Source organism: Oceaniglobus indicus, from assembly GCF_002751875.1.
In the GTDB taxonomy this organism is placed as follows: Bacteria; Pseudomonadota; Alphaproteobacteria; order Rhodobacterales; family Rhodobacteraceae; genus Oceaniglobus; species Oceaniglobus indicus.
In genome coordinates, this window is the sequence record NZ_NMZM01000002.1 from 493,608 (window position 1) to 518,929 (window position 25,322).

Consider the following 25,322-nt stretch of genomic DNA (forward strand, 5'->3'; position numbering starts at 1 on the left):
GTTCATCGTTCATGGGTCAGACCGACAAACAGACGTATTTGATCTCGAGGTAATCCTCGATGCCGTACTTGCTGCCTTCGCGGCCCAGACCGGATTGCTTGACGCCGCCGAACGGGGCCACCTCGGTGGAGATGATACCGGTGTTGACGCCGACGATGCCGTATTCCAGCGCCTCGGACACCTTGTAGACGCGGCTCAGATCCTTGGCATAGAAATACGCGGCAAGGCCGAAGATGGTGTCATTGGCCATCTCGATCACCTCGTCCACGTCGTCGAACCGGAACAGCGGGGCGAGCGGGCCAAAGGTTTCCTCGGTGGCGACGGCCATGTCCTGGGTCACGCCGGTCACGATGGTGGGCTGAAAGAACGTGCCGCCCAATTCATGGGGCGCGCCACCGGTCAGAACCTTGGCGCCCTTGTCGGTGGCGTCCTTGATGTGGGCCTTGACCTTCTCGACGGCGTCGCTGTCGATCAGGGGGCCGAAGTCGGTGCCGTCCTTCAATCCGTCGCCGACGCTGCGCTTGGCCAGGGCCGCGCTCAGCTTTTCGGCAAAGGCGTCATATACGCCGGCCTGCACATAGATCCGGTTGGCACAGACGCAGGTCTGACCGTTGTTGCGGAACTTGCACATCATCGCGCCTTCGACGGCCGCATCCAGATCGGCGTCGTCGAAGACAATGAACGGCGCGTTGCCGCCCAACTCCATCGAACACTTCATCACCTGATCGGCGGCCTGCTTCAGCAGGATGCGGCCCACTTCGGTGGATCCGGTGAACGTCAGCTTGCGCACGGCAGGGTTCTCGCAGAACTCCTTGCCGATGGCCGACGACGACGACGACGGAATGATCGACAGGATTCCCTTGGGCAATCCGGCGCGGTCCGCCAGAACCCCCAGCGCGAGGGCGCTCAGCGGGGTCAGCGACGGCGGCCGCACGATCATCGAACACCCTGCGGCCAGGGCGGGGCCGACCTTGCGCGTGATCATCGCGTTCGGAAAATTCCACGGCGTGATCGCGGCGCAGACGCCGATGGGTTGCTTTATGACCTGGATCCGCTTGTCCGGCTGATGGCCGGGGATCGTCTCGCCGTAGATGCGCTTGGCTTCTTCGGCGAACCATTCGATGAACGATGCACCATACAGGATCTCGCCCTTCGCCTCGGCCAGGGGCTTGCCCTGTTCGGCGGTCAGGATCGCGGCCAGGTCGTCGGCATTCTCGACCATCAGGTCGAACCACTTGCGCAGGATGTTGGCGCGGTCCTTGGCGGTGCGCGCGGCCCATTCCTTCTGCGCCAGGCGCGCCTTCTCGATGGCGTCGGCACACATTGCGCGGTCCAGATCGGCCACCTTGGCGATCACGTCGCCGCGGGCGGGATTGGTCACGTCGAACGTCGCGCCATCGGGGCCGTCGACCCATTCGCCCGCCAGATAGGCTTGCGACACCAGGAGATCGGGATCCTTCAGAAGGCTGGCCAGGTTTGTAGTGGAATCGAGCATGTTCTCATCCTTTCGGGCGACAGGGCTGTTTTCGGCTGACAAACCATGTGCCTTGGGCGTTTGTCCAGTTATAATGGTGCGGTTCCACCAAGGGTTCCGCCATGTCCAACGATATAGCCTATGCCAACGCAGATTTCATTCCTGATGCGGCGGCCTATCCCCCGCGCTGGTGCGCGGCGGCGGCGGCGTCGCGCGCGGCGTTATCCTCGGAAGGTCGTGCGCGCCTCGATCTGCCCTATGGCGATGCCCCCAGGCAAAGGTTCGATCTGTTCCTGCCCGGGCTTCTTGCCGACGAAAATACTCCCGCCGGAGGCTCCGCCCTCGGCCCCGCACGCGGCGTTGTCGTCTTTGTGCACGGCGGATACTGGCGCCGGTTCGGCAAGGAAAGCTGGTCACACCTGGCGGCCGGCGCGCTGGCGCGGGGCTGGGCAGTGGCGATGCCCGGCTATACCCTGGCGCCCGAGGCCCGGATCGCGGAGATCACGCGCGAGATCGGCGCGGCCGTGACGCGGATCGCGGCGGAGACCGCCGGGCCCATCGTGCTGAGCGGCCATTCGGCGGGTGGACATCTGGTGGCGCGGATGCTGTGTCGCGATGCCGGACTGCCGTCCGACGTGGCGGCGCGGATCGCGGGATGCATGGCGATCTCGCCGCTGTCCGACCTGCGCCCGCTGATCGATACCGCGATGAACGCCGATCTGCGTCTCGACGCTGCCGAGGCCGCGGCAGAAAGCCCCGTGCTGCTGCAAAAGGTGTTGGATATCCCGCTCACCGTCTGGGTTGGCGCCGACGAGCGACCGGCGTTCCTGGACCAGGCGCGTGGGCTGGCCGATGCCTGGGGCGGCGTTCTGCGGGTCGATCCGGGGCGCCATCATTTCGATGTGATCGACGGCCTGGCCGATGCCGACAGCCCCCTGATGCGCGCGCTGTTGCCCGGTGATGAAACGCGGTCCTGAAGGGCGGGCACGTCCGCGGGGCGTGCCGGCATCGCGCCGTTTCATGGCAAAGCGCATGATCCGCGTGGGGGAAAGCGCTCCGCGCGGGAGTATTTGAAGCAAGAAAAAGCCGGGTGCGTATTTCGCCGGGCGCACCTTTCGGCGGTGTGCGTCGCGGCGCTTGCCGGGCGCACATCAGCCTTTTACACTGCCGGTTGCGTGCATGTTCCCGACCCGCACCAGTCACCGGAGGATTTGATGGCCGATTTCGATACGCAGGTTCGCGAGAGCCAGGCGCAGGTCGCCGAGGCGCAAGGCAAGATCACTGAACTGACCAGCCGGATCGAGGCCGCGCGCCACAAGATGGCGGCGGGAACCGATGCGAGCCTGGACATCGAAAACGCCACATTGGAGGATGTTCACGCCCACACCGAGGCGATGAATGCCAACATCGCCGAGCTTATCATGGGGCTGGACGACGTGACGGCGGGGTTTTCCAAGGACTTCGCCGAAATGCGCGAAAAGACCGGCTGGGAAAGCTTCGTCGGGATTTTCTCCGAGGCCAAGTCGGATTCGATGCGGCAGGAGCGGATGCGCACCGCGTCGGTCGATGACAAGTTGCAGGATCTGATTTCGAAGTCCGACATCATCGTGCGGCTTCTGGAGGGGCAGCTTGCCGTTCTGAACGAGCAGAAGAACAAGGTCGAGGCGAACCTGACCGATACCCTGGACGAGCGTGAATTCACCGTCGCCGAGCTGGAGGCGTTGCGGGCCGATGTTATGGCGATGGATCCGACCATCATCGAGTTGGAGAACCGGATTTCCGTCACCCAGGATGCGGCCGAACGCACCCGGCTGGAGACCGAACTGGCGGATCTGAACACGAGATACAACGCCATGGTGCAGGACGAACAGGTGAAGCTGGCCAAATCGCAGACGCTTGAGCGCTATATCGAGAAGGGCAAGACCTGGGTCGATTCGCTGCAGAACCAGGCAGCGACGCAGATGGTTCTGATCAACAAGCTGCAGACCGACACGAAACAGCGGGTGGTGTTGTATGATGCCCTGACCAAATCGTTGAAAACGGCGCAGCAGCAGGATGTCGCGCACCGCATCAACGAGATCGGCGTGAAAACGGACCAGGAGGCGCAGACCGCCATGGCCGGGATCGGCGCCGCCACCAACGCGCGGATGGCCGACATGCTGGAATCGCACGAGGATCACATGGTGTTCGCGCGCAAGGTTCTGGAACAGAAGCAGAAGGCCGACGAACGCTTCGCACGGCGGTTTTCGTCCATCGTCGAAAAGCACGACAAGAACCTTTATGGGGGCTGATCGCGAGGTGGTGCGTGGAGGTGTCTTCCATCCTGCGGTCCGGGCAGCGGGCTTGGGGCGCATTGAGGGATGAGCGGTCTCGGTCCGGGCCATGACCACGTCGGCTTGTCCGACACACTGGCCGCGCGGCGCTATTTCCGCACGTTCGAAGGGATCACCGGGCATCTTGCGCGTGTTGCCGCCATCATGGAAAGCGAGGGCGCCTTTTCGCGCGCCGAACTGGGCGTGATGGGCGAGTATCTTGAGCGGATCACCGGCACGTTCCGCGCGCTGGGCATGAAATACCTGATGACCGGACGCGAGACCGGGACGGCCTTTGGCGCGCTGGCCATCGACGTGACCGAAAGCGGGTTTCCCGTCTTTCGCGAGATTCTGACCATGGCCAGCGATCTTGCCCAGGCGTCGGCTCATACCGCCGCCGGGCCGAACCGCGCGGACCTGATGGATCGGATGGTGTCGGCCATTGTCGGCAATCTGGAGATTCCCACCAAGCTGCAGTTCGCGCTGTCGCAGCGGATCTATTACGAACTGTTGCTGGAGGAGCGTCTGTTCTGGTCACAGAACGATCCGCGGGCGATCTGGCTTTCGGGCTTGAAGGACCGCCGGACATACCTGGTGCATTGGGCGGTCTATGACAGCGAGATCAACCTGCCGGTGATCTACCTGATGGAGGTCGAGGACAGCGGACGCACCGCCTTGCCCCAGGACGCCGCGCGCTGGCCGGCGGTGCAGATGCACCTGATGGCGCAATCCATGGCCGGGCTGAAACTGTTGACGATCGCGCGCGGCTTCGACACGGATTTCGACAACCTTCACCCCAAGCGGGTGCAACGGGTTTTTGTCGGGCCGATGTATTCGTCGGCCTTCACCCGCCAGACCGGGCCGATCCGCGAGGTTCTGGATGGTGCCATGGCGCCCGAGGGCGACGATTGGTGCCTGGCGTGGACCGTCGAAACCCTTGAGAGCGCGCGGGTCGAGCGGGAAGCGAAGGGCTGGTTCGGGTCGGTCGAACGGCAGGTCTTCGCGCTGGATCCGTTTGCGGCGCGGGGGGCGGAAAGTGGCGCCAGCCGGACTGACCGGTTCATCGTCCTGCCGCAGCGACAGTTCCAAGTGTTGGCCGACCGCAATCCGCCGGGTTTTGGCGGGATCCGCAAGCTTGTCGTCAGCCCCGCGGGACGGGTTCTGAGCTATCGTTGAGGCCCGCGGCGGCAGCGCGTGGCGCGGCATTGGGGATTTGAGTATTTTGGGCAAGAAAAAACCGGAGGCGGTGTGAGCATATCGGGCGATCAGGTCGAATTGCGGGAAGCGGACATTCGCAAGCATTACGACGTCGCGCTGGGTCTTTTGGGCGGGTTCGATCATGTGCCGCGCATTGCGTCGGCGGGCCAGAGGGTTGTGGCCGAGCGGTCGCCGGGGATCGGCACGCGACGGCGGTTTCGATCGACCACGCCGGGATTGGTCACACGTTCGACGGCGCGTCCTGAAGGCGTGCACCTGATCGACCGGATCGAGGCGGTGGGCGATGACGCGCTGCCGTCGCCGGTGCAGGCGGCGGTGTTGCAGACCCTGCGTCGGGCGCTGGCCATCGGTCTGGCGCTGGGCGAGCAGTTCGCCGAACGCACCGGGCTGGATGCGCTGAAGCGCGACAACCTGGGCGGGCGCCTGGCCGGGGGTAAGCAGGCGGAGTTTTCCGAACTGCTGGCGGCCGAGGCCATGGTCGTGTTGTCGGTGTTCGCCAATGCCACGTCCGTTCTGCTGGCGGCCCATGCCGGCGAGGTGAATGTCGAGATCGGCGAGATCGAGGAGGTGCTGAACGACAACGCGCAATTGGCCCTGCATGGGGTGTTGTGGGAGCTGGACGGCGATCTGGAGACATTTGCCGGGGACGATGCGCGCGTGGTGTCGGTGGTGCTGGCGTTTGCCGAACAGCTGATGGGCAAGGTCGCGGCCCGGGCGGCCAGCGCGCCACGCCTTGCGGCCTTTACAGGCGCCAGTTGGCGGATCGAAGCCGACGATTTTGCGATCCAGGGATTCACGCCCACCCGGCGTGGCAAGGGCGGCGCGCTGACCATGACGTTCAAGAAGCCGAACGAGGTGGTGGGCAACCATATCGCCAAGTACCAGGCGATGAAGCTGTCCAAGATGCTGATGGCCTATGATTTTGAACGTCGCCTGAACCCGTTCGCCGAACTGGGCGGCTTCATCTTCACCTTCATGGGGGATGGCGCGCCGGGCACGGGCAAGACCACGCTGATCCAGATGATGGCAGGGCTGATCTCGGGGTATTGCGAGGTCGCGGGCTATCCGTTCCGCTATCAGAACCTGAGCACCGACAACATCGACAGCTATCAAGGCAAGTCCGGGCAGAACGCCAAGGCCTTCATCAACAACATCATCGACCCGACGGTGATCGGCTTCGGCACCATCGACGACATCGACCAGCTTGCGGGCAAGCGCGGCGACCGGCAGTCGTCGTCCGGCCAGCTTGAGATCACCGCCGTGCTGATGGAGAGCTTTGCGGGCGCCAACACGGTGGTGCGGGGCAATTGCACCTTCGGAATGTTCAGCAATTATCCCGAGAATGTCGATGATGCGCTGCGCCAACGGGCGGGCGCACGGTTCCTGGTGGACGGGCCGCAGACGCACGAGGATTACGTCGACATCCTGCATCTTTTGCTGGGCCGCAACCATGACATTCCCGTGGGCGATCATGACCTGTTCGCGGCGCAGGAAATCAAGAAGGCCGTCGCCGCCAGCTTCGAGGCCCACGGGCGGCCCCACGAGGACGGCCTGCTGAAGGTGTGGGAGCAGACCGAGCGTGATCTGGGCCGGCTGGATACCATCGCCAAGCTAGGCCATTACCTGAAGGGAATCCAGCAGGCCGATCCGCGCTTCACCGGCCGCGCGATTAAGAACATCACCGATGCGGTCAAGGTGCGGGCGATGGATTTCGAACTGCCCGACGAATGGATGGACGAACCCGACCTGTTCCTGTTCAAACCCTATGACGAAAAGCTGGCGATGATCCGCGACATGACCCGGCCGATCACGGTCGACATGGTGGTGCAGGAAATCAACCGCTATGCCGACAGCGAATTCCGCTATGCCGACAAGTCGGACGAGGTTGCGATTGCCGACGCCGTGCGCGACATGGGGCGTATGGAGGAAGCCAAGAGACGCTATCTGGCGGGGCGCCCATGACCCTTGCCGTTCTGACCACGCTTGGCACCGTTCTGGGCGGTGTGCTTGCGCTGTGGCTGATCCCGTTTCTGGCGCGGCGGGGCAGCGCGGCGCGGGCGGTGCTGTATGGCCTGATCGGCGCGGTGTTCTGTTTCAGCTTTGCGCGCTGGATCGTCGGGCTGGCGGGGGCGGCGATGTTCGGGCTGCCGCACCAAGGCGCGATGCTGTTGACCGGCGGGCTGCCGGTGCGGGGGATCGACGTTGCGCTCTTTGTGGCGTTTTTGATCCTGGCGGCCCTGCTGACGCGCGGGCGGCGGCGCGTGTCATGAGCGGGGCGTCACCTTCGGTTGCCGTCCTTCTGGGCACGTTCGTCGCGGTGTCGGTGATCGCCGGTATCGGCTGCGCCATGGTGTTCGGCACCGACGCGGCGGTCGATCGCCTGGGACAGGGACGGTCGGTGATGCTGGGGCTGGCGGCGTCGGGGCTGGGGGTCTTTGTCCTGCTGCTGGCCCTGAACCCCGATCCCGTGGCCGGCCCCGAGACGCTGCGCGATTTTGCCGCGCGCACCATGGTGTCCACCGGATTTTGCGCGCTGTTCTGGGTGCCGGCCTTCCTGATCGTGCACAATGCCCTGATGCGGAGACGGACATGACCGAGTCATTCGACACCACCCTGTCGGCCTGGGCGGTGGACGGCGTGCCCGTCTATATCCTTGTCGGTGCCGCCCTGGCCGTGCTGGGGTGGCTTCTGCCCAAGGCGTTCTTCCGGCTGACCGGGATCGGACGACGGGCGGTCGTGCGCACGTTGTTGCTGGGGGCCGCCGTGCTGGTGATCGTGGGTGCCGTCGCCTCGGTCCTGCTGTATCTTCAAAGCGGCGTTCAACTGACGGCCGCCTGGGACAGCGATCCCTGGGGCGGTCTTGCGTATTTCGCGGTGACGGGCGCACAATTGGCAGTGGGCGGGCTGTGCCTGATGGCGCTGCGGACGATGATCCTGACGGCGCGCGGCGTCCATCGCACATTGAGGTAGGGCACCATGCGGCGGTTGATCGAAAAGGGGCTGATGTTCGGGGGGCTGGTGCCTGTCGCCTCGCCCGCGCTGGTGGATCGCTATAACCGGGCGCTGAAACATCTGACGGGACGCACCACCGCGCTGTCCGATTTCCATATCGACCTGTCGGGTTTCTCGCCCGAGATCGGCGATGAATTCGACGATCTGAATTACCTGAACGTCAACGGCTGCAACCGGCAGTTCATCCTGCTGACGCTGGATCAGAAACGCGCGCCGTTGCTGAACATGGCGTTCTCGACCGCCCGGCCGATCCTGAAGGCGTTCATCGAGGAGAATGAAAGCGCGCTGTTCGCCCTGACCGCCCGTGATGCGGTGGGCGGCGAGTTGGCGAATACCGTGTTCGAAGTGTCGAAACCGTCCCGCCTGTTCGACATCCGCCAGATCACGGTTGAGGCGGATACCACCGGCGCGCATGTCGCTGACGCCCGCAAGCTGGCCGAGAAGATCGAGGTGTTTCGCACCCGTCCCGACGCCTGGTGGGATGACGTGCTGATCGCCGAGATGATCGGCCTGGCCAAGCGCACCGGCGACGTCACGCGCAACCCGGTCACCCTGAACCGGATGACCTTTCCGCACGCCGATTTCTGGACGTCGCACTTTGGTGGGGCCTATGTGTTTCACCGCGTCAAGGCGCCGTTCGTGGTGGCCGCCGATCCCGCGGTGTTCCGCGCCGACCAGGGCGTGACGGTGCCGGTGCATGGGCTGGATCAATCCAACGCCATCGCCCGCGCCCTTGAGGTGAACGGGCTGGCCGAACCCATCGTCACCGCGCGCAATGTCGATGCGGCGGCGATCCTGCGCCAGAAGATGGATTTCATCCTGGTCGATGCCGCCGCGACCCTTGGCATCGACTTGGGCGATACGACCCGGTCTGACCTGCGCCATGTCGCGCGGCAGTTGGGGAGCGCGCTGCCCGAGGCGTTCCTGGGTCTTGGTGATCTGTTGCGCTGGATCGAATCCGGTGGCACATGGCCGCGCCTGACCAGCGAACATCCGGCCTATTTCCATACCCTGCGCGGTGCCCGGGGCGAGGCGCGCGATCTGGTGAACATGATGCTGGCCGAACTGGCACCACTGGACGTGCGCCAGTTGTTCATCTGTCACAAGCAGCTGTTCTATCGGCTCTATGCCACATGGTCCGAACCACGGCGGCAATACGTCGCCGATTTCCTCGAGCGCGAGTATCAGGTCGACAAGGCCGGCACCCGCACGGCATTGTTCGGCCCTGAACCCGGAATGGAGCCCCCGCCACCGCCGCCCCCGTCCGCGCCGCCGTCCGCCAGGTCGCCGCGCCAGAAATCGCTGGTGGATCGGGTCGGCCCCTGGGGCGCCGTGAAAAGAAGGAACTGAGCGATGATTTTCGCATTGGCGCGCATGGGTATCCTGGCGTTTGTCGCGCTCACCGTGATCTATGTGCTGCTGTCGATCTATTCGCGGTCAGTCCGGCGCGAGAAGCTGGAAGACGCATGGGAGGAGGAGGGCCAACCGGGCGAGCGCGCCGATTTCGTGCGCAACGGATTGGCGGAATACGACAGCTCGCTCCGGCGCAAGCTGATCCTCGGGGTCTATGTCATACCGGTGATCGTGGTGGGATCGCTGATCTATGCGATCAATTATTGGTAAGGAACCGGCTATGCGATACGTCAAATGGACCTTCTGGATCGTCGTGTTGTCGATCGTCGGGGCGTTCCTGCATTACACCTTGCCGCAGCGCGACATCGTGCGCGTCGTCAATACCGAAGTCCGCCGCGTGGACGTGGGCGAGAACAGCATGTTCTGGGCCCAGACCGATGTCGGCAACAACCCCGATACGGTGAACCGCGACGTCCGCTTCATCGAGACGATCCGCGAGAACGGCAAGCCCATCGTCTATCGCAACGAGGATACGGGCTGGGGCTGGCCACCGTATTTCAAGCTGGATTCATCGAACCTGCAGGCCGAGGCAAGCGATCTGATCTCGACCCGCGCCGATCCCCAGTGGGTCGCGCTGCGCCACTATGGCTGGCGCAACGAATTCATGTCGATCTTCCCCAACGCCGTCGGTATCCGACCGGTGGCCGGGCCGGACGTGACCCTGATCCCCTGGCTGAACATCGTGATCCTGACGGTGCTTTTGATCATTATCCTGGTGATCCGGGCGATGTGGATGCAGTTCCGCGAGCGGACAATCGACCCCATGGTCGAGGATGCGGGCCAGGCATGGGACCGCGCCGATGCCTATGCCGACGAACGCCGCGGACGCATCCGCCGCTGGCTCGACACCTGGAAAAAGAAGCCGCCACCGCGGCGCTGACCTTCGGCGTCCCGGCGCGATATCACGTGCGGGACGCCTCCGGCGGGGGAGTATTTCTGTCAGTAAGAAGCCGGACGGGGTTCAGACCGGCCGGCCGTAGAGCGCGCGTTCGGCCTTGAACGACAGCAGGCGACGCTCGGTTTCGTCCCACAGGTGAAGTTTGACGCACGCCAGGCTTTCGCGGATGGTGAGCCGCTGGGCGGTGGCCAGATCCTTGTGATCGCGCAGGACTTCGGTCAGGCGATAGAACGGGATCCGCGAATACAGGTGGTGCACATGATGCACGCCGATGTTGCCCGAGAACCAGCGCAGCACGGCGGGCAGGTCATAATGCGACGAGCCGTGCAGGGCGGCATCGTGGAGCTGCCAGTCGGGTTCCTGATCCCAGTGGGTCTCCTCGAACTGGTGCTGGACGTAGAACAGCCAGACGCCGGCCGATGCGGCCACAAGGAGCGTCGGAACGAAGATCAGCGCCAGCGGTTGCCAGCCTCCGAACCAGACGATGGCGCAGAGTGCCACGGCAATGGACAGGTTCGTGCCCATGGCCGAAGTCCAATAGATCCGCCCGGCCCGCATCAGGCCAAGGGGCAACCGGTTCTGCAGCACGAACAGATAGGCGGGGCCCAGCCCGAACAGAACCAGGGGATGGCGATAAAGCCGGTAATGCCACCGCCCGAACGGCCCCATGGCACGGTATTCAGCCACGGTGAGGGTATGGACGTCACCCATCCCGCGCTTGTCCAGATTGCCGGCAGCCGAATGGTGGATGGCATGGGTGCGCCGCCACACGTCATAGGGAGTCAGCGTAAGCACGCCCAGCGCACGGCCGGTCCAGTCCGACAGCGTGCGGTTGTTGAAGAAGGCGCCATGGCCGCAATCATGCTGCACGATGAACAGACGCACGAGGAACCCGCCGTTCACCACGGCCAGGATCACCGAGGCCCAGGGCGCCAGGTCCAGCAAAGCCCAGGCCAGCGCCCAGATCGCCACGAAGGGGACAAGGGTCACCAACAGCTCGAAGGCGCTGCGCCAGGGATCGGGATCGCGATATCGCGCGAGGATCCTCACCCAGTCGCGTGCCTGCATTGGCGCGTCGTCGGCGCGCGGCGCGGTGTCCGTCATCATCATGGTCCTGTCGTCTGCCCGGAGGTGTTTGTCCGGGCAGTGCTGCGCCGGTTATACCCGTCATAGGGACAATCCGCGCCCTTGGGAATGCAATTCGTTCCCGGTGTCTTGGGCGCAGATCGCCGGTGTCAATAAATACTGCGCGCCAATGCGCGTGAAGCGCCAGGCTTTTTCTTGCCCTAAATACTCACAATACCTCGCTGCGCGCCCATACCGCCGGTCACGGGGGCTTTGCGGCCCCCGATCCGGTCCACCGGGCCGGGTGAGGTATCTGGCACCGGGCGTGATTTTGCGTTACGACCGGTGCAACCGATACCAGCCGGGGAACTGTCCGTGACCTTCAGCCGCACACCCAAGATCGCCCCGTCCATCCTGTCGGCGGATTTTGCCGCCTTCGGCCAGGAAATCCGCGCGGTCGAGGATCAGGGCGCCGACTGGATCCATGTCGACGTCATGGATGGCCATTTCGTGCCCAACATCACCTTCGGCGCGCCGGCCTGCGCCGCGTTCCGCCCCCATGTGAAGACCGTGATGGACGTGCATCTGATGATCGCGCCGGTCGATTCATTCATCGACGACTTCGCGAAGGCGGGCGCCGACATCCTGACCGCCCATGTCGAGGCCGGGCCGCACATCCACCGCACGCTTCAGGCGATCCGCGCCGCCGGGATGCGTCCGGGCGTCGCCCTGAACCCCGGCACGCCGATCGAGGCGGTGGCGGGCGTCCTGGACATGGTGGATCTGGTGCTGGTCATGACGGTCAATCCCGGCTTTGGCGGGCAGAAGTTCATCGCCTCGCAGATCGACAAGATCGCCAGCCTGCGTGCGATGATCGGTGACCGGCCGATCCACATCGAGGTGGACGGCGGCATCGACCCCGACACCGCCCCGCGGGTCGTTGCGGCCGGGGCCGATGTTCTGGTCGCCGGATCGGCGGTGTTCCGGGGCGGGTCGCTGGCCGCCCCCGACGTCTATGGGCGCAATATCGCCGCGATCCGCAAGGCCGCTCAGGGTGCCGCCGGATAGGCGATACCGCGAAACGGTGGAAAATCGGCGTGGCGGGCGGCGCGGGTCGCCGCGTCTTCCGATGGCTCCGCCCCGGCGGCCAGAAGCTTGCCCTTGGGCGCGATATAGGACGAGATCGTGCGCGCCGGTGCCTCGTGCCATTGCAGGTTCAGCGCCGCGCGTTTGGGAAAATACCATTGCGACCCATAGGGCAGGTGATCGTGGATCCACCACGCCAGATCGCGCCAGTCGCGTCCGCGTTCGTATTGATCGGCAAACCACGGGACCGAAATGCAGGCGGTCGCGCCCATGTGCCCGTCCGCGTCGCGCCGGTCCCAGATGTGGTGCGCCCCGTTCACCGCATTGCGCGCACAGTTCAGCCCCCACGCATTGCCAAAGCCGTTGACCGCAGCCGCGCGATAGGACGAGCGCACCGTGATCGGCCCGAAGGTTTCGACCAGCGGGTCCAGCAGGTAACGGCACAGACCGGTTCCCGCCGCGATGGCCAGCGCGGGGTCGTCCGGCAGATTCGGGATGCCGTGGAAGTCGGCGATCTCGGAATACAGGAAATCGCGCATGAAGAAATGCCGCGACAGCCGGGTCCGCCCGAAGCGTTCCAGCGCCGCCATGGTGCGGATCTGGCCTTTCACCCCTCGGGGACCGTGTCGAACTCGAACTGAAGGAACATCGGCGCGGGCGCATCCGGTGCCTTGCGGCTTTTCAGGCTGACGGCGGCGCGGGTGGTTTCACCGAAGCCCGCGAATTCCAGCATCGACGCCACGTCGCTGCGCGGTGTCGTGTTGGCGGCGCGCATGCGCTCGATCGCGGATTGTTCCAGGAACGACAGATCTTCGACATCGGCGCCGGGCAGGGCGGGCGTCAGCACCACCACCATCCGGTCGCGGCCGAAAGCCTCGTCGGTGATGAGGACGAAATCCTCGTCCAGCGTCGATCCGGGCAACAGCCGCCCGCGGTCCATGAAGCTGATCGAATAGTCCGATCCGACATACAGGATGTTGTAATCCACCGGCCCGTCCGTGGTGTTCTCCAGCCTCATGCCGATCACGTCGCCCGGCACGAGGCGCGGCACGTTCACCGAGGTCAGCTGTTGGCGGCTGCCTTCGACGATCTCGTCGGTCGCGGGATCCAGGCGCGAGGTCAGCAGCGACGCCTTGACCTTCAGCGCGCCCGAGCCCGCGGTCGCGCCGATCTTCAGCAGGTTCAAGGCGCGCGCCATGCGTTGCAGGTTGTCGGAGATGACATCGGCCAGTTGAAAGTCGGATTTTTCGGCCGTCGATACGGACGGAAGCCGTTCCAGATCGCCGTCGCCGACGACGCCCGACGCCGGCAGGAACCAGATCGCATCGGGGCGCGGGCTGTCGGCGAAGACGGCAAGGCGCAGATCGGCCTCGGCCCCGGCGGCGACAAAGCGCAGGCGCGGACCGGCCATGCCCTGGGTCTGGATGATCTCGGCCGCGCGGACCAGGGCGCGTGCCGCTTCGCCGCGCCGGGCGGGCAGGGCGACCGTCAGCGAAAAATCGATGATGTCTTCGGTCTTGCGCAGATAGGCCCCACGCGGGATCGTCATCGCGGCGTCGGTGGTCGTGGTGAACGTGTCGGCTCCGGTCACGGTCACCTGGCCCAGCGCGGCGGTGTCGGGGTCGGCGGGCGACGCCATGACCGACAGCTCCATCCCCGGCACGATGCCGTGCAGGGTTCCGGCCGCCACGCGCAACCCGTTGTCGGTGACGGTCGCGGGCCACTGGGCGATCCGGTCGCCCGCGTCGGTGCCGAACACCGGGCGGTCCATGTCGCCCTCGAACAGCGGGGTCGAGCGGGCCAGATTGCCGGTGGTATAGCGGCGCAGCACCTCCTGCGCGAGCTGGCGATAGGTGACGCCGGGATGTTCGGCCAGGGTCTGGAACAGGGTATAGGTGAACACGCCCTGCAACCGGCGGTCGGGCGATCCTTTCGGCATGTTCTTTTCCGGCGTCGTCTCGTCGGTCTGGGCGGCGAAGAACGCCACAAGGCTGCCGGTTTCGCCGGTGCCGGGGATCATCACCGGCGGTTCGGCCGGTTCGCGCGGATCCGAGGCCAGCGCGCGCGCGGCACCCGCTTCGGCTTCGGCGGCGGCGATGGCGGCATCGGGCACGCCCAGCGCGTCGGGCGGCAGCTTGCGCAGGGTGACGCGTTCGTCCAGCGGCGCCGCCCGCGTGGCGGTGCCCGAATGGCAACTGTCGAACACCACCCAGACATCGGCCCCCGTGGCCCGCAGGGCATCCAGCATCTGGCCGATCTCATCATCGCTCAGCGCGTTCTGCACGGTGCCGATGCCGTCCTGCCAGGGGCCGATGTCCACGGGCAGGAACAATTCGTCCAACCCGTCCGTCTCTGTCGACGGGTCCAGGGCGGGCGCCTGGCTGCCGTGACCGGAAAAGTGGAGATAGACGAAATCGTCGGGCCCCACGGTGTCGGTCAGACGCGCCATTTCGGCGCGGATCTCGGCCAGCGTCGGCGCCCGCCCGCCGTCCAGCCCATCGGCCAGCAGGGTGATGTTGGCCGGGTCGAAGGGCGCGGCGGTGTTCGCCATCAGATAGCGATGCACCAGATCCACGTCGTTCGCCGGCCCCTTCAGCCAGAACCGCTCGTCAAGGTTGGGATAGGTCGAGGCACCGATCAGGAGCGCATGGTTTTCACGGGCAAGGGCCGCCCCCGACAGGGCCGTGCCAAGGGCCAGCGCGGCCAGGGTGGTCAGAATGCGCAGCGGGGTCATCTTCTGCTCCTCAGTTCGTCATCAGGCGATAGGTGGTGGCGACACGGCCGGCATTCAGGACTTCGACGGCGAAGCTGTCCGAGGTGTCGACCCGCCAGCCGCAATAGGCAATGGCGCTGGCGTCGGTGTCGGAACAGACCATGCGCCCGGCCCCGTCACGCACGAACAGGTCCAGATCGGCGCGCCCGGCCCCTTCGACATAGACATCGGCCCAGGCGCCGCCGCTGAACACCAGCGGTTGATAGGTATCCCGCCCCCCGGCACGGATTTGCGCACGCGATTCAACCCGCCCCGAGGCGACACCCCGCACGGACGCGGCGCGCACGTCGCGGGCCAGCCCCACCATCACCGCATCGTCCGGGTCCAGCGCCAGCGCCGCCGCCAGCATGTCCTGCCATTCGCGCGGGCCGGGAAGATCGCCGCTGGGCAGATCGCCGTCGCGTTCCGGCCTGCGTTCGATCCGTGGCACGCGGGCCTGCTTGCGCAGCTTTGCCGCCGCGATCATCAAAAGCGCGTCCTGCGTGTCGGTCGCCAGCATGAACAATTCATCCGAAAGCCGGCTTGCCGCCACGGGATCGACCGGATCGGCCGCGACCGACACGCCCGGCGCAAGGCACGGAACAAGGCACAGGGCACGGGCAAGACGGCGGATCATCGGAAAAGTCCCTTGGCGAAATCGGCTTCAGTATTCGCCGGAACGCTTGATGGTTCAACGTGAATAAACCCGGGCACCGATATGTGACGGCACTTGTCACGGGACCGGTGGGCGCGCCGCTGTTAAAGCTGAAAGGCCTTTGTAAACAGGAGTTTTCGATGTCCATTCCTTCCACCATGACGCCGGTTCGCCATATCGCCGCGCTTGTTCTCGCCGTTTTCCTGGCGATGTCCGCCTGGCCCGCGACGGCGCGTGCCGCCGATGCCATCGGCGCGGCGGTGAACGCCACGCTGATCCTGCTGGACGATGATGGAAATGCCCTCGGGTCGGGGATCCTTCTGGACGACGGCGTGGTTCTGACCGATGCCGCAAGTGTCGGCAACCGCGGTGCGGTGGTGTTGCGCACCGTCGATGGCACGACCACCCGGGGGCGGGTGATCGCCCGTGACGCGCGTCGCGGGCTGGCGGTGATCCGCGCCGAAACCGATCTGGGCGCCGGTCTGAAGTTCGCCCCCGTCGCGGCACGCCCGGGGCAGGAGGTCTATGCCGTCGGTGCGCCCTATGGCATGGGGGTGATGGTGACGCGCGGCATCGTCTCGGCCGCCGCGACGACGCCGGATCCGACGGTGCCGATCCACGGGCTCCGCCACGACGCGGTGATCAACGCCGGTGTCGCCGGTGGCCCGCTTCTGGACAGCGACGGACGTCTGCTCGGGATGGTGCGTGCGGCGCAAGACGGCGACCTGGCGGCGGTCGGATGGGCGGTGACCGCGGCCGATCTGCAACGGCTGGTGCCGCTGATGGTGGCGGGCGCGTTGCGCGACGTGCCCGAACTGGGCCTTGGGTTGCGGGCCGTGACGCCGGTCATAGCGGCGGCCCTGGGGATCGACGCCCGCGGTCTGCTGGTTGATGCCGTGACCCCCGGATCGCGGGCCGCCCGCGCCGGCGTGGTCGCCGGGGACGTGATCGTTTCGTTCGAGGGTGCGGCACTTGCCGATCCCGCCGACCTGGCGTGGCGGATCGATGCGCGCATCGCGGATGCCGCGCGTCTGTCGGTGCGTCGCGACGGCGCCGCCGTGGTCCTGACGCTGGATCTGGCGGCCGTGGTGCCGACGCTTCTGCGGATCAGCGACGGCGCGGCGATTGCCCCGGTCGCGTCCTATACCTTTGGCCGGCTGGGCGTGCGGTTCGAGGATGAAGCGCGCGTCGCCAATGTCAGCCTGCACAGCCCGGCGTATCTGGGGGGATTGCAGGACGGCGACATCGTGCTGGCGCTGAACGGCCGGCCGGTCAGCCGCTCGATGCTGGAAACGTTCGACATCGACGCGCCGGTTCTGCTGCTGGTGTCGCGCGGTGGCAAGACGCGACACGTCCTGATCGATCCGTGGCGCGCCATCGCGTCGGGGGTCGCACAGACCGGCACCAAGCCGCTTGACGCAGGCGTGAACTTGTTCTGATCTGGAGGCGAAGGAATGATTGAAATGTCAAAGACCTTGCCCGCTGCCGCGTCGTCCGACGCGCCCCGGATCCTGATCGTCGAGGATGACCGCGAAACTGCCACGGCGTTGGCGCGGGCCGTCACCGATCTGGGTGCCGATCCCGTGATCATGCGCAACTGGGACGACGGGGTGACGGCGGCGGGCCTGGCCGATTTCGCCGTGATCGTGATGGACCGGATGCTGCCCGGTGGCGACGGGGTGGATGCCATCGCGAAGATGCGCGCCGCCGGGTCCACCGCGCTGATCCTGGTGGTCAGTGCGCTGGGCCGGGCGGCCAACCGGATCGAGGGGCTGGAACGCGGCGCCGACGATTACCTGGCCAAACCCTTCGATCCCGACGAATTGCGCGCCCGCCTGCGTGCCCTGCTGCGCCGCGACGCCATGACGGTGGTCGACAACGACATGCTGGCCTTCGGAGATCTGGAAATCCGCATGAAGGCGCGCACGCTGCACATCGGTCAGACCCACGTGCCCCTGTCGCCCAAGGAATTCAGGCTGATCGTCTATCTGGCGCGCAACGCGGGCGAGGTGGTGACGCGGATGCAGCTTCTGGAACACGTCTGGAACCTGCATTTCGATCCGCAGACCAACGTCGTCGATGTCCACGTCGGACGGTTGCGCCGCAAGCTGGACGCAGTGGCGGGCCGCGACGTGATCCATACGGCGCGCGGCGCGGGGTATGTCTTTGCGCCCGGCGGTTCGGCCCCGTGACGCCGTGGCGCTCGGTTTCGCTGCGGCTGACGCTGGCGGTGGCCGGGGGGATCATGGCGCTGTCACTGTCGGCGCTGGGCTTGCAGTATCACGCGCTGGCCCGGGCGCTGGAAGCGCGCCAGAGCGCGGTGCTGGCCGCCGATGTGGCCGCGTTCTCGGCCCTCTATGATCAGCGGCGGATCGTCGCCCTGCGTGAGGCGATCGAATTTCGCGCCGATGTCACACCCCCGGGCACCGCGGTGTTCCTGTTGCAGGGCAAGGCGGGCGAAACCCTGGCCGGGAACATCGATGCCTGGCCCGATGGCCTGCCGGCGCTGGCCAGCGGCGTCACGATGGATGGCGCGCAACACTTCGATCTGGCGGGTGTGCCCTATGTCGGGATTGCACGGGTTTTGCCGGGGGGCTTTCCGTTTCTCGCCGCGCGGGGCCGGGGCGAGGTTGAAAGCGTTCTTGCCACGCAGCGGGGTGTCATGCTGTTGACCGCGCTGGCGCTTGCCGTGATGGCCGGGGTCGCCGGCTGGGTGGTGGCGCGGCTGGTCATGGGGCGCATCGACCGGTTGAACGCGCTGGCCGACCGGGTAGCGGCGGGCGATCTGGCGGCGCGTCTGCCCGGCGCGCGGGCGCCCGACGAATTCGGACGCCTGGAACATCATGTCCACCGGATGCTGGACCGGATCGAGGCGCTCAACCGCGCCACCCTGCGCCTGTCGGACAACATCGCCCATGAATTGCGCACACCGCTGAGCCGCATCATGCAGAAACTGGACCGTTCCGAGGCGGACGATGCCGTGCGCGACGAGATGCGCAATGCCATCCGAATTTTCGATTCTCTGCTGGATATCTCGGGGGCCGAAGCCGCCGCCGGTCAGACGCCGGGGCTGGTGCCGGTCGATCTGGGCGAGGTGGTGGGCGAGGTGGCCGAACTGTATGCCCCGCTGGCCGAGGACAGCGGGCTGGACTGGCGTTGTGATATCGCGCCGGGCCTCTGGGTGCTGGGGGATCGCAACCTGATCGCGCAGGCGGTGTCGAACCTGGCGGACAACGCGATCAAGTTCTGCCGTCCCGGCGACGCGGTGACGCTGACCCTGGCGGCGCAGGCCGGCCGGCACGTGCTGGAGGTGCGCGATACCGGCCCCGGTCTGCCGGACGAGCTTGGCGATGCCGCGTTCGAGCGGTTCGCACGGGCCGAGCGTGATCGCGAGGTGGCCGGTCACGGCCTGGGCCTGGCGCTGGTTCAGGCGATCGCCGCGCGGCACGGCGCGCGCTTGACCCGGCCACCGGTGGCGACGGGGTTCGCGATCTCGATCGCGTGGCCGCCGCTGGCGCAACAGCCGCCCCTGCCCGCGGCCTGAGCATGGACCTCGCGGGGCACCATCCCTGTGCAGCAGCCATGGTTGCCGCCGAGCGGCGTCAAAGTTGCGCCAGCTTGTATTTCTCCAATATCCCCAACAGTTCCTCGGCGGCGCGCTGGCGGTGTCGTTTGAACGCGTCGCGCGTCGCGTCGGGGTCGGCCCGGGCAAGATGGTGCAGGATCTCGCGGTGTTCGGCGGTCGATTGGTGCGGCGCACCGCGCAGCCGCAAGGTCACGCTGCGGGTGCGGTGGGTCTGATCGTAAAGCGCGGTGACGATGTCTTTCAGGCGCCGGTTGCCCTGCAGATCCAGCAGCGCCAGGTGAAACATGTCGTCTGCCACGGTCCAGGCATCCAGATCGTCGGCCTCCAGCGCGGCCTCCATGCGCCGGGTCGCCTCGTCCAGAGGTGCAAGTTGTTCGGCGGTGGGCGCGCGCGCGGCCAGCCGCGCCGCCGCGTCCGGTTCAAGCGCGGTGAGGATGTCATAGATCTCGCGCATGTCGTCGGCCCGGATCGGCAGCACGCGCACACCCCGGCGGGGAATAAGCTCGACCAATCCTTCGGCCGCCAGCCGGATCAGCGCCTCGCGCACGGGTGTGCGGCTCATCCCGAGGTGCAGCGCGACTTCGGGTTCCGTCGCCTGGAAACCTGGGGCCATCCGATTGTTGCGAATTTCGTCCTTCAGCCGGGAATAGGCGTCATCGACGCGGGATTGCTTGACGGCTTCGGGCATGACGACAGTCCTTTTCAATTGTGACGTCGCGCTTGGGCCGTGCGTCGTCGGATCCCCTGATGCATGTATCGGCCAATGCGGTCGTTGCCCTATCTAACTAGGTGAACCGGGTGGATCCGCCAATTGCTATCGCACCGTGTCGCTCGATCGGATCGGCGCGGTGCGATCGGCGTCGCGATGACCGGTCCCTGTCCGCGTTTGTCCGGCGGCGCGGCAAAGACGCACAGGCCGGCGGGGTTTTCGGAAGCCTGCCCATCAAATGTGTTGGTGAATCTTGTTTTTCGTCCTAAAACCAACGCGCGGTGACCAAAGGTGCCTGGATAGAAGTGCCACAGATTGTCTCCGTGTGCCCTGCATTGTTCTTGACGTGTGATGCCGGGCGTTGAAACGTGGCGTTGCGACGGCCTCCGGGCGTCGTCCGACACGAAATTTGGGAGGATAGACGTGAAAAATTCCGATACCATGGGCCGGCGCTCGTTTCTCAGAAGGACGGCCCTTGGCGGCACGGCCGCAGGCGTTGGCGCACTGGCCGCACCCGCCGTTCTGGCACAGGCGCCGAAGGTTCTGAAGATGCAGTCGGCGTGGCCGTCGTCCAACGTCTGGCAGGAGATGGCGCAGGACTATGTCACCCGCGTCGAGGCGATGGCAGGCGGACGCCTGAAGATCGACCTGCTGCCGGCCGGTGCGGTCGTCGGCGCGTTCCAGGTGCTGGACGCGGTGAACGACGGCCTGCTGGACATCGGCCATGACGTGCCCGTCTACTGGTATGGCAAGAACAAGGCGGCGTCGCTGTTCGGCACCGGTCCGGTGTTCGGCGGATCGGCCACCACCATGCTGAACTGGTTCTACGAAGGCGGCGGCAAGGAGCTGTATGACGAGCTGACCCAGGACATCATGGGGCTGGACGTCGATGGCTACATGGCGTTCCCGATGCCGGCCCAGCCATTCGGCTGGTTCAAGAACCCGGTGACCAAGGTCAGCGACCTGCAGGGCTTCAAGTACCGCACCGTCGGTCTGGCGGCCGACCTGATGTCGAAGCTGGGCATGTCGGTGGCACAGCTTCCGGGCGGCGAGATCGTGCCGGCTATGGAGCGGGGCGTGATCGACGCGTTCGAATTCAACAACCCGTCGTCCGACCGTGACTTCGGCGCCCAGGACGTGGCCAAGAACTATTTCCTGTCGTCCTATCACCAGGCGTCGGAATCGTTCGAATTCCTGTTCAACGGGCTGCTGATGGAAGACCTGGAGCCGGATCTGAAGGCGATCCTGATCCATGGCGTCGAAGCGGTATCCACCGCCAACACCGCCAAGGCCGCGCGTCGTTACTCGGCCGACCTGAAATACCTTCAGGAAGAAGCCGGCGTCGACGTTCAGCGCACCTCGACCGAGATCCTGGAAGCCCAGCTCGAGGCATGGGATGCGATCATCCCCGAACTCGAAGCCGATCCGTTCATGAAGAAATGTCTGGACAGCCAGCGTGCATGGGTCGACCAGGTCGTGTTCTACGAGCTGATGAACTCGCCCGATTACACGCTTGCCTACGAGCACTATTTCCCCGGCCGTCTGAAAACCTGACGGGTGCCGTGACGGCCCCTGCCCGCGGTGGCGGGGGCCAACCTTATCTTCCGGGAACCAATCTATGCTCCGATACATCTCGTTCGCCGATGCCGTGTCCGCATGGTTCGGCAAGACGTTCGCCTGGCTCATCGTGTTTATGTCCGTGGGCACGGGATACGAGGTGTTCGTCCGCTATGTCCTGAACAGCCCGACGGTCTGGGCGCTGGACGTGTCGTTCATCATGTATGGCACGCTGTTCATGATGGGCGGTGCCTATACCCTGTCGCGGCGCGGCCATGTGCGGGGCGATTTCCTGTATCGGCTCTGGTCGCCGCGCTGGCAGGCGCGGGTCGATCTGGTTCTCTATTTCCTGTTCTTCTTTCCCGGCGTTCTGGCGTTGATCTTCGCGGGCTGGAAATATGCCGCGCGGTCCTGGCAATACGGCGAAGTCTCGGTCAGCAGCCCGGCGGGCATCCCGATCTATCAGTTCAAGGCGGTGATTGTGGTCGCCGGCGTGCTGTTGTTCATCCAGGGCATCGCCGAGGTGTTCCGCTGCATCCACTGCATCCGCACCGGTGTCTGGCTGGAAGCCGACGAAGACGTGTTCGAGACCGAAGACCTTCTGATGAAACAGGCCTCGATGGCCGAAAAGGACGCCCATCCATGACCGATCCGCAGGTCGCCCTGTTCATGCTGGGGCTGTTCATCGTCTTCGTCTTCCTTGGTTTCCCCATCGCGTTCACCCTGATGGCCATGGGCATCGGGTTCGGATATTACGCCTATTTCGACGAACGCCGGATGTGGCGGTCGTTCGACCGGCTGGATCAGGAGCTGGCCTCGTGGTGGGACAGCACCAGCCTGTGGATCGAGGGGCTGTTCAACAACCGGATCTTCGATCTGTTCGTCAACCAGACCTATACGGTGATGAGCAACGAGGTGCTGACCGCGGTGCCGCTGTTCCTGTTCATGGGTTATATCGTCGAACGGGCCAACATCGTGAACCGGCTGTTCGACACGCTGAACATCGCCTCGCGCCGGATCCCGGGCAGCATGGGTGTGGCCGCGCTGATCACCTGCGCGCTGTTCGCCACGGCCACCGGCATCGTCGGCGCGGTGGTCACGCTGATGGGTCTGCTGGCGCTGCCCGCGATGTTGAAGGCGCGGTATGATCCGGCCTTTGCATCGGGCATCATCTGCGCCGGCGGCACGCTGGGCATCCTGATCCCGCCGTCGATCATGCTGATCGTCTATGCCGCGGCGTCGAACGTTTCCATCGTGCGGCTGTATGCCGGTGCGCTGTTGCCGGGTCTGACGCTGACGGGACTTTACCTGATCTACGTCGTCGGGCGGTCGATCCTGCAACCCAGCGTCGCCCCGCGCCCCACCCGCGAGGAAGTGCCGGACGTGCCCGCCGGCAAGCTGTTGATGATGGTGATCACGTCCTTCGTGCCGCTGGCCGTGCTGATCTTCGCTGTGCTCGGCTCGATCCTGTTCGGCCTTGCCACCCCGACCGAAGCGGCGTCGATCGGCGCGCTGGGCGGCATCCTGCTGGCGTTCCTCTATCGCGCGATGACATGGCAGCGGATGCGTGAATCGGTCTATCTGACGGTGCGGACCACGGCGATGGTGTGCTGGCTGTTCGTCGGCTCCTATACCTTCTCGTCGGTGTTCTCGTACCTGGGCGGCGAACACGTGATCAGCGAATTCGTGCAGTCGCTGAACCTGTCGCCGCTGATGTTCCTGCTGCTGGCACAGCTGATCATCTTCCTGCTGGGCTGGCCGCTGGAATGGTCCGAGATCATCATCATCTTCGTGCCGATCTTCCTGCCGCTGCTGGTGATCTTCGAGATCGATCCGCTGTTCTTCGGGGTGCTGGTGGCGCTGAACCTGCAAACCAGTTTCCTGACACCACCCATGGCCATGTCGGCCTATTATCTGAAGGGCATCGCCCCGCCCGAGGTGAAGCTGACGCAGATCTTCGCCGGCTGCCTGCCGTTCCTTCTTTGTGTGCTTATCTCGATGGTGCTGATGTATGTCTTCCCGCAGATCGTCTTCTACCTGCCGAATGCGTTCTATGGGAACTGAACCGCAGGAAACCGACGCTGTCACCCTGCGCGACCGGATCGCGCAGGGGGCAATCTCGGTCGTCGACGTGGCCGCGCATTTCATCGCCCGGATCGAGGCGGCGGACCCTGACATCGGCGCCTTCGTCTGGTTTGACGCCGATTTCGTGCGCCATCAGGCCGCGGCGCTGGATGCGCAGCGCCGCGCCGGTCGCGCCATCGGCCCGCTGCATGGCGTTCCCGTCGCGCTGAAGGATGTGATCGACACGGCGCGGATTCCCACGGAAAACGGCACCAAAGCCGATTCCGGGCGTGTGCCCGACACCGACGCCGAACTGGTCACGCGGCTGAAATCGGCGGGCGCGCTGATCCTGGGCAAGACGGTGACGTGCGAGCTGGCGTTCATGACCCCTTCGGCCACCAGGAACCCCCATGACCCCGACCGCACGCCCGGCGGATCGTCGTCGGGATCTGCCGCCGCCGTTGCGGCGGGCATGGCGCCGCTGACGGTCGGCACCCAGACCGGCGGTTCGGTGATCCGCCCTGCGTCGTTCTGCGGCGTGACCGGGTTCAAGCCCACGTTCGATGCTATTTCCACGCGCGGCGTGCTGGCGCAATCGCCCAGCCTCGACACCGTGGGCGTCTTCGCGCGCACCCCGCGCGAGGCGGCGTTGCTGGGCGACGTGCTGTTCGCGTCGGAACGCGCGGGCGTGCCGTTGCCGCCGCCGGGTCTTTTGCGCACGGTGGACGCGGGCGCGCCCTTGCCCCCCGTGCTGGCCGTGCTGCGCCCGCCCGGCTGGGACAAGGCCGCGCCCGAAACCGTGGCGGCGATGGACGAGTTGACCGCCGCCCTGGGGGAACAGGCCTTTGCCATCGACCTGCCCGCCCTGTTCGACAAGGCCGCCGACGAACGTCGCCGCATCAACCTGGCGGAAATGGCGCGCTGCTTTCACCACTATGGTGCGCGCGGCGGGTTGGGCGACGCCGTGCGCGACGCGATCGCCGAGGGTAATACCATCCTGGCGCGCGATTATATCGCCGCGCTGGATTGGCCCGACCTGCTGAACGCCATGCTGGACGAGGTATTCGCCCGCTGCGACGCCATCATTTGCCCCGCCGCGCCGGGCCCTGCACCGGGGCGCGACACGACGGGCGATCCGATCTTCAACGGGGTGTGGACGCTCTGCGGCACCCCCGCGGTCACCGTGCCCGTGCTGGACATCGACGGCCTGCCCCTGGGGGTGCAACTGATCGGGCCACGGGGCGGCGATGCGCGGTTGCTGCGCACGGCGCAATGGCTTTACGATTGGATCGACAACGCCGCCACGGGAGAGACGCCATGAACCGGATCCTTGCCTTGCTGGCCTTCGTGACCTTCGCCGGCTTCGTCGGCGTCCTGATCTATGCGGTGCCCAGCCCCGACCTGATCGCCGTGGCGCTGCTGACGCTCGGCCTGGTCGCCTGGGATCTGATCACGTCGTCGAAGAACAGCGGCTGAACGGCCCGACGACATCGGATTCACCCCGATCCGGACACCCCCCCT

The 25,322-nt window shown here is 65.7% G+C and carries 25 protein-coding genes; 19 read left to right on the forward strand and 6 right to left on the reverse strand.

Going from position 1 to position 25,322, the window contains the following annotated elements; genetic code table 11:
• Positions 1–16: 16 nt before the first annotated feature.
• Positions 17–1,495 carry an NAD-dependent succinate-semialdehyde dehydrogenase gene (locus CFP68_RS04900; RefSeq protein WP_099825156.1) on the reverse strand — a complete coding sequence of 493 codons (1,479 nt, stop codon included), beginning with the start codon at positions 1,493–1,495 and terminating at the stop codon, positions 17–19.
• A 101-nt stretch (positions 1,496–1,596) separates the two neighbouring features.
• Here CFP68_RS04900 and CFP68_RS04905 point away from each other — a divergent pair, with 101 nt between their 5' ends.
• The 10 genes from CFP68_RS04905 (at position 1,597) to CFP68_RS04950 (ending at position 10,309) form a co-directional block, all read left to right on the forward strand.
• Entirely contained in the window at positions 1,597–2,451 is an 855-nt protein-coding gene (locus CFP68_RS04905; RefSeq protein WP_099825158.1) for an alpha/beta hydrolase, read from the forward strand.
• Between the two features lie 237 nt (positions 2,452–2,688).
• On the forward strand, positions 2,689–3,765 hold the full coding sequence (locus tag CFP68_RS04910) for a hypothetical protein (RefSeq protein WP_099825161.1): 1,077 nt from the start codon (positions 2,689–2,691) through the stop codon (positions 3,763–3,765).
• A gap of 69 nt (positions 3,766–3,834) precedes the next feature.
• Complete coding sequence (locus CFP68_RS04915; protein WP_099825163.1) at positions 3,835–4,962, forward strand: hypothetical protein; 1,128 nt, start codon at positions 3,835–3,837, stop codon at positions 4,960–4,962.
• Between the two features lie 72 nt (positions 4,963–5,034).
• Positions 5,035–6,966 (forward strand): AAA family ATPase, encoded by a 1,932-nt coding sequence (locus tag CFP68_RS04920; protein ID WP_099825165.1) that lies wholly within the window; start codon positions 5,035–5,037, stop codon positions 6,964–6,966.
• Positions 6,963–7,274: a hypothetical protein gene (locus CFP68_RS04925; protein WP_099825167.1), complete on the forward strand. Its 312-nt coding sequence runs from the start codon at positions 6,963–6,965 to the stop codon at positions 7,272–7,274. The genes CFP68_RS04920 and CFP68_RS04925 overlap by 4 nt, the downstream gene beginning before the upstream one ends.
• A complete protein-coding gene (locus CFP68_RS04930) occupies positions 7,271–7,597 on the forward strand; it encodes a hypothetical protein (protein WP_099825169.1) in 327 nt (108 codons plus the stop codon). Before CFP68_RS04925 ends, CFP68_RS04930 begins: the two co-directional genes overlap by 4 nt.
• Positions 7,594–7,974, forward strand: coding sequence for a hypothetical protein (locus CFP68_RS04935; protein ID WP_099825171.1), 381 nt, complete (start codon positions 7,594–7,596; stop codon positions 7,972–7,974). The genes CFP68_RS04930 and CFP68_RS04935 overlap by 4 nt, the downstream gene beginning before the upstream one ends.
• 6 nt (positions 7,975–7,980) lie before the next feature.
• Positions 7,981–9,366 (forward strand): DUF6638 family protein, encoded by a 1,386-nt coding sequence (locus tag CFP68_RS04940; protein ID WP_099825173.1) that lies wholly within the window; start codon positions 7,981–7,983, stop codon positions 9,364–9,366.
• A 3-nt stretch (positions 9,367–9,369) separates the two neighbouring features.
• Positions 9,370–9,639 (forward strand): hypothetical protein, encoded by a 270-nt coding sequence (locus CFP68_RS04945; RefSeq protein WP_338152798.1) that lies wholly within the window; start codon positions 9,370–9,372, stop codon positions 9,637–9,639.
• A gap of 10 nt (positions 9,640–9,649) precedes the next feature.
• On the forward strand, positions 9,650–10,309 hold the full coding sequence (locus CFP68_RS04950; protein ID WP_099825176.1) for a DUF1523 family protein: 660 nt from the start codon (positions 9,650–9,652) through the stop codon (positions 10,307–10,309).
• Between the two features lie 81 nt (positions 10,310–10,390).
• On the opposite strand, the gene CFP68_RS04955 is transcribed toward CFP68_RS04950, so the two are convergent.
• Positions 10,391–11,434 (reverse strand): fatty acid desaturase, encoded by a 1,044-nt coding sequence (locus CFP68_RS04955; protein WP_099825367.1) that lies wholly within the window; start codon positions 11,432–11,434, stop codon positions 10,391–10,393.
• A gap of 333 nt (positions 11,435–11,767) precedes the next feature.
• On the opposite strand from CFP68_RS04955, the gene rpe reads away from it, so the two are divergent.
• A complete protein-coding gene (rpe, locus tag CFP68_RS04960; RefSeq protein ID WP_099825178.1) occupies positions 11,768–12,460 on the forward strand; it encodes a ribulose-phosphate 3-epimerase in 693 nt (230 codons plus the stop codon).
• Here the strand turns inward: rpe and CFP68_RS04965 are convergent.
• From CFP68_RS04965 to CFP68_RS04975, 3 genes are read right to left on the reverse strand one after another with little or no spacing between them, the layout of a single operon-like run.
• Entirely contained in the window at positions 12,442–13,068 is a 627-nt protein-coding gene (locus CFP68_RS04965; RefSeq protein ID WP_099825369.1) for a hypothetical protein, read from the reverse strand. The genes rpe and CFP68_RS04965 overlap by 19 nt on opposite strands.
• A gap of 17 nt (positions 13,069–13,085) precedes the next feature.
• The gene (locus CFP68_RS04970; RefSeq protein ID WP_099825180.1) at positions 13,086–15,212 is read right to left on the reverse strand and encodes a caspase family protein; all 2,127 of its coding nucleotides are present in this window, start codon (positions 15,210–15,212) and stop codon (positions 13,086–13,088) included.
• 10 nt (positions 15,213–15,222) lie between these two features.
• Entirely contained in the window at positions 15,223–15,867 is a 645-nt protein-coding gene (locus CFP68_RS04975) for a hypothetical protein (RefSeq protein ID WP_099825182.1), read from the reverse strand.
• A gap of 158 nt (positions 15,868–16,025) precedes the next feature.
• Here CFP68_RS04975 and CFP68_RS04980 point away from each other — a divergent pair, with 158 nt between their 5' ends.
• The 3 genes from CFP68_RS04980 to CFP68_RS04990 are packed head-to-tail and all read left to right on the forward strand — an operon-like array spanning position 16,026 to position 19,429.
• Positions 16,026–17,324, forward strand: coding sequence for a S1C family serine protease (locus CFP68_RS04980; RefSeq protein WP_099825184.1), 1,299 nt, complete (start codon positions 16,026–16,028; stop codon positions 17,322–17,324).
• A 24-nt stretch (positions 17,325–17,348) separates the two neighbouring features.
• Positions 17,349–18,077: a response regulator transcription factor gene (locus CFP68_RS04985; RefSeq protein WP_099825372.1), complete on the forward strand. Its 729-nt coding sequence runs from the start codon at positions 17,349–17,351 to the stop codon at positions 18,075–18,077.
• On the forward strand, positions 18,074–19,429 hold the full coding sequence (locus CFP68_RS04990; RefSeq protein ID WP_099825186.1) for a sensor histidine kinase: 1,356 nt from the start codon (positions 18,074–18,076) through the stop codon (positions 19,427–19,429). The genes CFP68_RS04985 and CFP68_RS04990 overlap by 4 nt, the downstream gene beginning before the upstream one ends.
• A 58-nt stretch (positions 19,430–19,487) precedes the next feature.
• Here CFP68_RS04990 and CFP68_RS04995 read toward each other — a convergent pair whose 3' ends face one another.
• Positions 19,488–20,159 (reverse strand): GntR family transcriptional regulator, encoded by a 672-nt coding sequence (locus CFP68_RS04995; protein WP_099825188.1) that lies wholly within the window; start codon positions 20,157–20,159, stop codon positions 19,488–19,490.
• A 462-nt stretch (positions 20,160–20,621) separates the two neighbouring features.
• On the opposite strand from CFP68_RS04995, the gene CFP68_RS05000 reads away from it, so the two are divergent.
• The 5 genes from CFP68_RS05000 (at position 20,622) to CFP68_RS18180 (ending at position 25,277) form a co-directional block, all read left to right on the forward strand.
• The gene (locus CFP68_RS05000) at positions 20,622–21,734 is read left to right on the forward strand and encodes a TRAP transporter substrate-binding protein (protein WP_099825190.1); all 1,113 of its coding nucleotides are present in this window, start codon (positions 20,622–20,624) and stop codon (positions 21,732–21,734) included.
• 64 nt (positions 21,735–21,798) lie between these two features.
• The gene (locus CFP68_RS05005; RefSeq protein WP_099825192.1) at positions 21,799–22,383 is read left to right on the forward strand and encodes a TRAP transporter small permease subunit; all 585 of its coding nucleotides are present in this window, start codon (positions 21,799–21,801) and stop codon (positions 22,381–22,383) included.
• Positions 22,380–23,801 carry a TRAP transporter large permease gene (locus CFP68_RS05010; RefSeq protein ID WP_099825194.1) on the forward strand — a complete coding sequence of 474 codons (1,422 nt, stop codon included), beginning with the start codon at positions 22,380–22,382 and terminating at the stop codon, positions 23,799–23,801. The genes CFP68_RS05005 and CFP68_RS05010 overlap by 4 nt, the downstream gene beginning before the upstream one ends.
• Complete coding sequence (locus CFP68_RS05015) at positions 23,791–25,122, forward strand: amidase (protein ID WP_241523950.1); 1,332 nt, start codon at positions 23,791–23,793, stop codon at positions 25,120–25,122. The genes CFP68_RS05010 and CFP68_RS05015 overlap by 11 nt, the downstream gene beginning before the upstream one ends.
• A complete protein-coding gene (locus tag CFP68_RS18180; protein ID WP_169961450.1) occupies positions 25,119–25,277 on the forward strand; it encodes a hypothetical protein in 159 nt (52 codons plus the stop codon). Before CFP68_RS05015 ends, CFP68_RS18180 begins: the two co-directional genes overlap by 4 nt.
• Positions 25,278–25,322: the final 45 nt, after the last annotated feature.

Excerpts from the sequence above, each read along its gene's own strand:
- CFP68_RS04900 (WP_099825156.1), bottom strand. The coding sequence starts at position 1,495 with ATGCTCGATTCCACTACAAACCTGGCCAGCCTTCTGAAGGATCCCGAT.
- CFP68_RS04905 (WP_099825158.1), top strand. The coding sequence starts at position 1,597 with ATGTCCAACGATATAGCCTATGCCAACGCAGATTTCATTCCTGATGCG.
- CFP68_RS04910 (WP_099825161.1), top strand. The coding sequence starts at position 2,689 with ATGGCCGATTTCGATACGCAGGTTCGCGAGAGCCAGGCGCAGGTCGCC.
- CFP68_RS04915 (WP_099825163.1), top strand. The coding sequence starts at position 3,835 with ATGAGCGGTCTCGGTCCGGGCCATGACCACGTCGGCTTGTCCGACACA.
- CFP68_RS04925 (WP_099825167.1), top strand. The coding sequence starts at position 6,963 with ATGACCCTTGCCGTTCTGACCACGCTTGGCACCGTTCTGGGCGGTGTG.
- CFP68_RS04930 (WP_099825169.1), top strand. The coding sequence starts at position 7,271 with ATGAGCGGGGCGTCACCTTCGGTTGCCGTCCTTCTGGGCACGTTCGTC.
- CFP68_RS04935 (WP_099825171.1), top strand. The coding sequence starts at position 7,594 with ATGACCGAGTCATTCGACACCACCCTGTCGGCCTGGGCGGTGGACGGC.
- CFP68_RS04940 (WP_099825173.1), top strand. The coding sequence starts at position 7,981 with ATGCGGCGGTTGATCGAAAAGGGGCTGATGTTCGGGGGGCTGGTGCCT.
- CFP68_RS04945 (WP_338152798.1), top strand. The coding sequence starts at position 9,370 with ATGATTTTCGCATTGGCGCGCATGGGTATCCTGGCGTTTGTCGCGCTC.
- CFP68_RS04950 (WP_099825176.1), top strand. The coding sequence starts at position 9,650 with ATGCGATACGTCAAATGGACCTTCTGGATCGTCGTGTTGTCGATCGTC.
- CFP68_RS04955 (WP_099825367.1), bottom strand. The coding sequence starts at position 11,434 with ATGATGACGGACACCGCGCCGCGCGCCGACGACGCGCCAATGCAGGCA.
- CFP68_RS04965 (WP_099825369.1), bottom strand. The coding sequence starts at position 13,068 with ATGGCGGCGCTGGAACGCTTCGGGCGGACCCGGCTGTCGCGGCATTTC.
- CFP68_RS04970 (WP_099825180.1), bottom strand. The coding sequence starts at position 15,212 with ATGACCCCGCTGCGCATTCTGACCACCCTGGCCGCGCTGGCCCTTGGC.
- CFP68_RS04975 (WP_099825182.1), bottom strand. The coding sequence starts at position 15,867 with ATGATCCGCCGTCTTGCCCGTGCCCTGTGCCTTGTTCCGTGCCTTGCG.
- CFP68_RS04980 (WP_099825184.1), top strand. The coding sequence starts at position 16,026 with ATGTCCATTCCTTCCACCATGACGCCGGTTCGCCATATCGCCGCGCTT.
- CFP68_RS04985 (WP_099825372.1), top strand. The coding sequence starts at position 17,349 with ATGTCAAAGACCTTGCCCGCTGCCGCGTCGTCCGACGCGCCCCGGATC.
- CFP68_RS04995 (WP_099825188.1), bottom strand. The coding sequence starts at position 20,159 with ATGCCCGAAGCCGTCAAGCAATCCCGCGTCGATGACGCCTATTCCCGG.
- CFP68_RS05000 (WP_099825190.1), top strand. The coding sequence starts at position 20,622 with ATGGGCCGGCGCTCGTTTCTCAGAAGGACGGCCCTTGGCGGCACGGCC.
- CFP68_RS05005 (WP_099825192.1), top strand. The coding sequence starts at position 21,799 with ATGCTCCGATACATCTCGTTCGCCGATGCCGTGTCCGCATGGTTCGGC.
- CFP68_RS05010 (WP_099825194.1), top strand. The coding sequence starts at position 22,380 with ATGACCGATCCGCAGGTCGCCCTGTTCATGCTGGGGCTGTTCATCGTC.
- CFP68_RS05015 (WP_241523950.1), top strand. The coding sequence starts at position 23,791 with ATGGGAACTGAACCGCAGGAAACCGACGCTGTCACCCTGCGCGACCGG.
- CFP68_RS18180 (WP_169961450.1), top strand. The coding sequence starts at position 25,119 with ATGAACCGGATCCTTGCCTTGCTGGCCTTCGTGACCTTCGCCGGCTTC.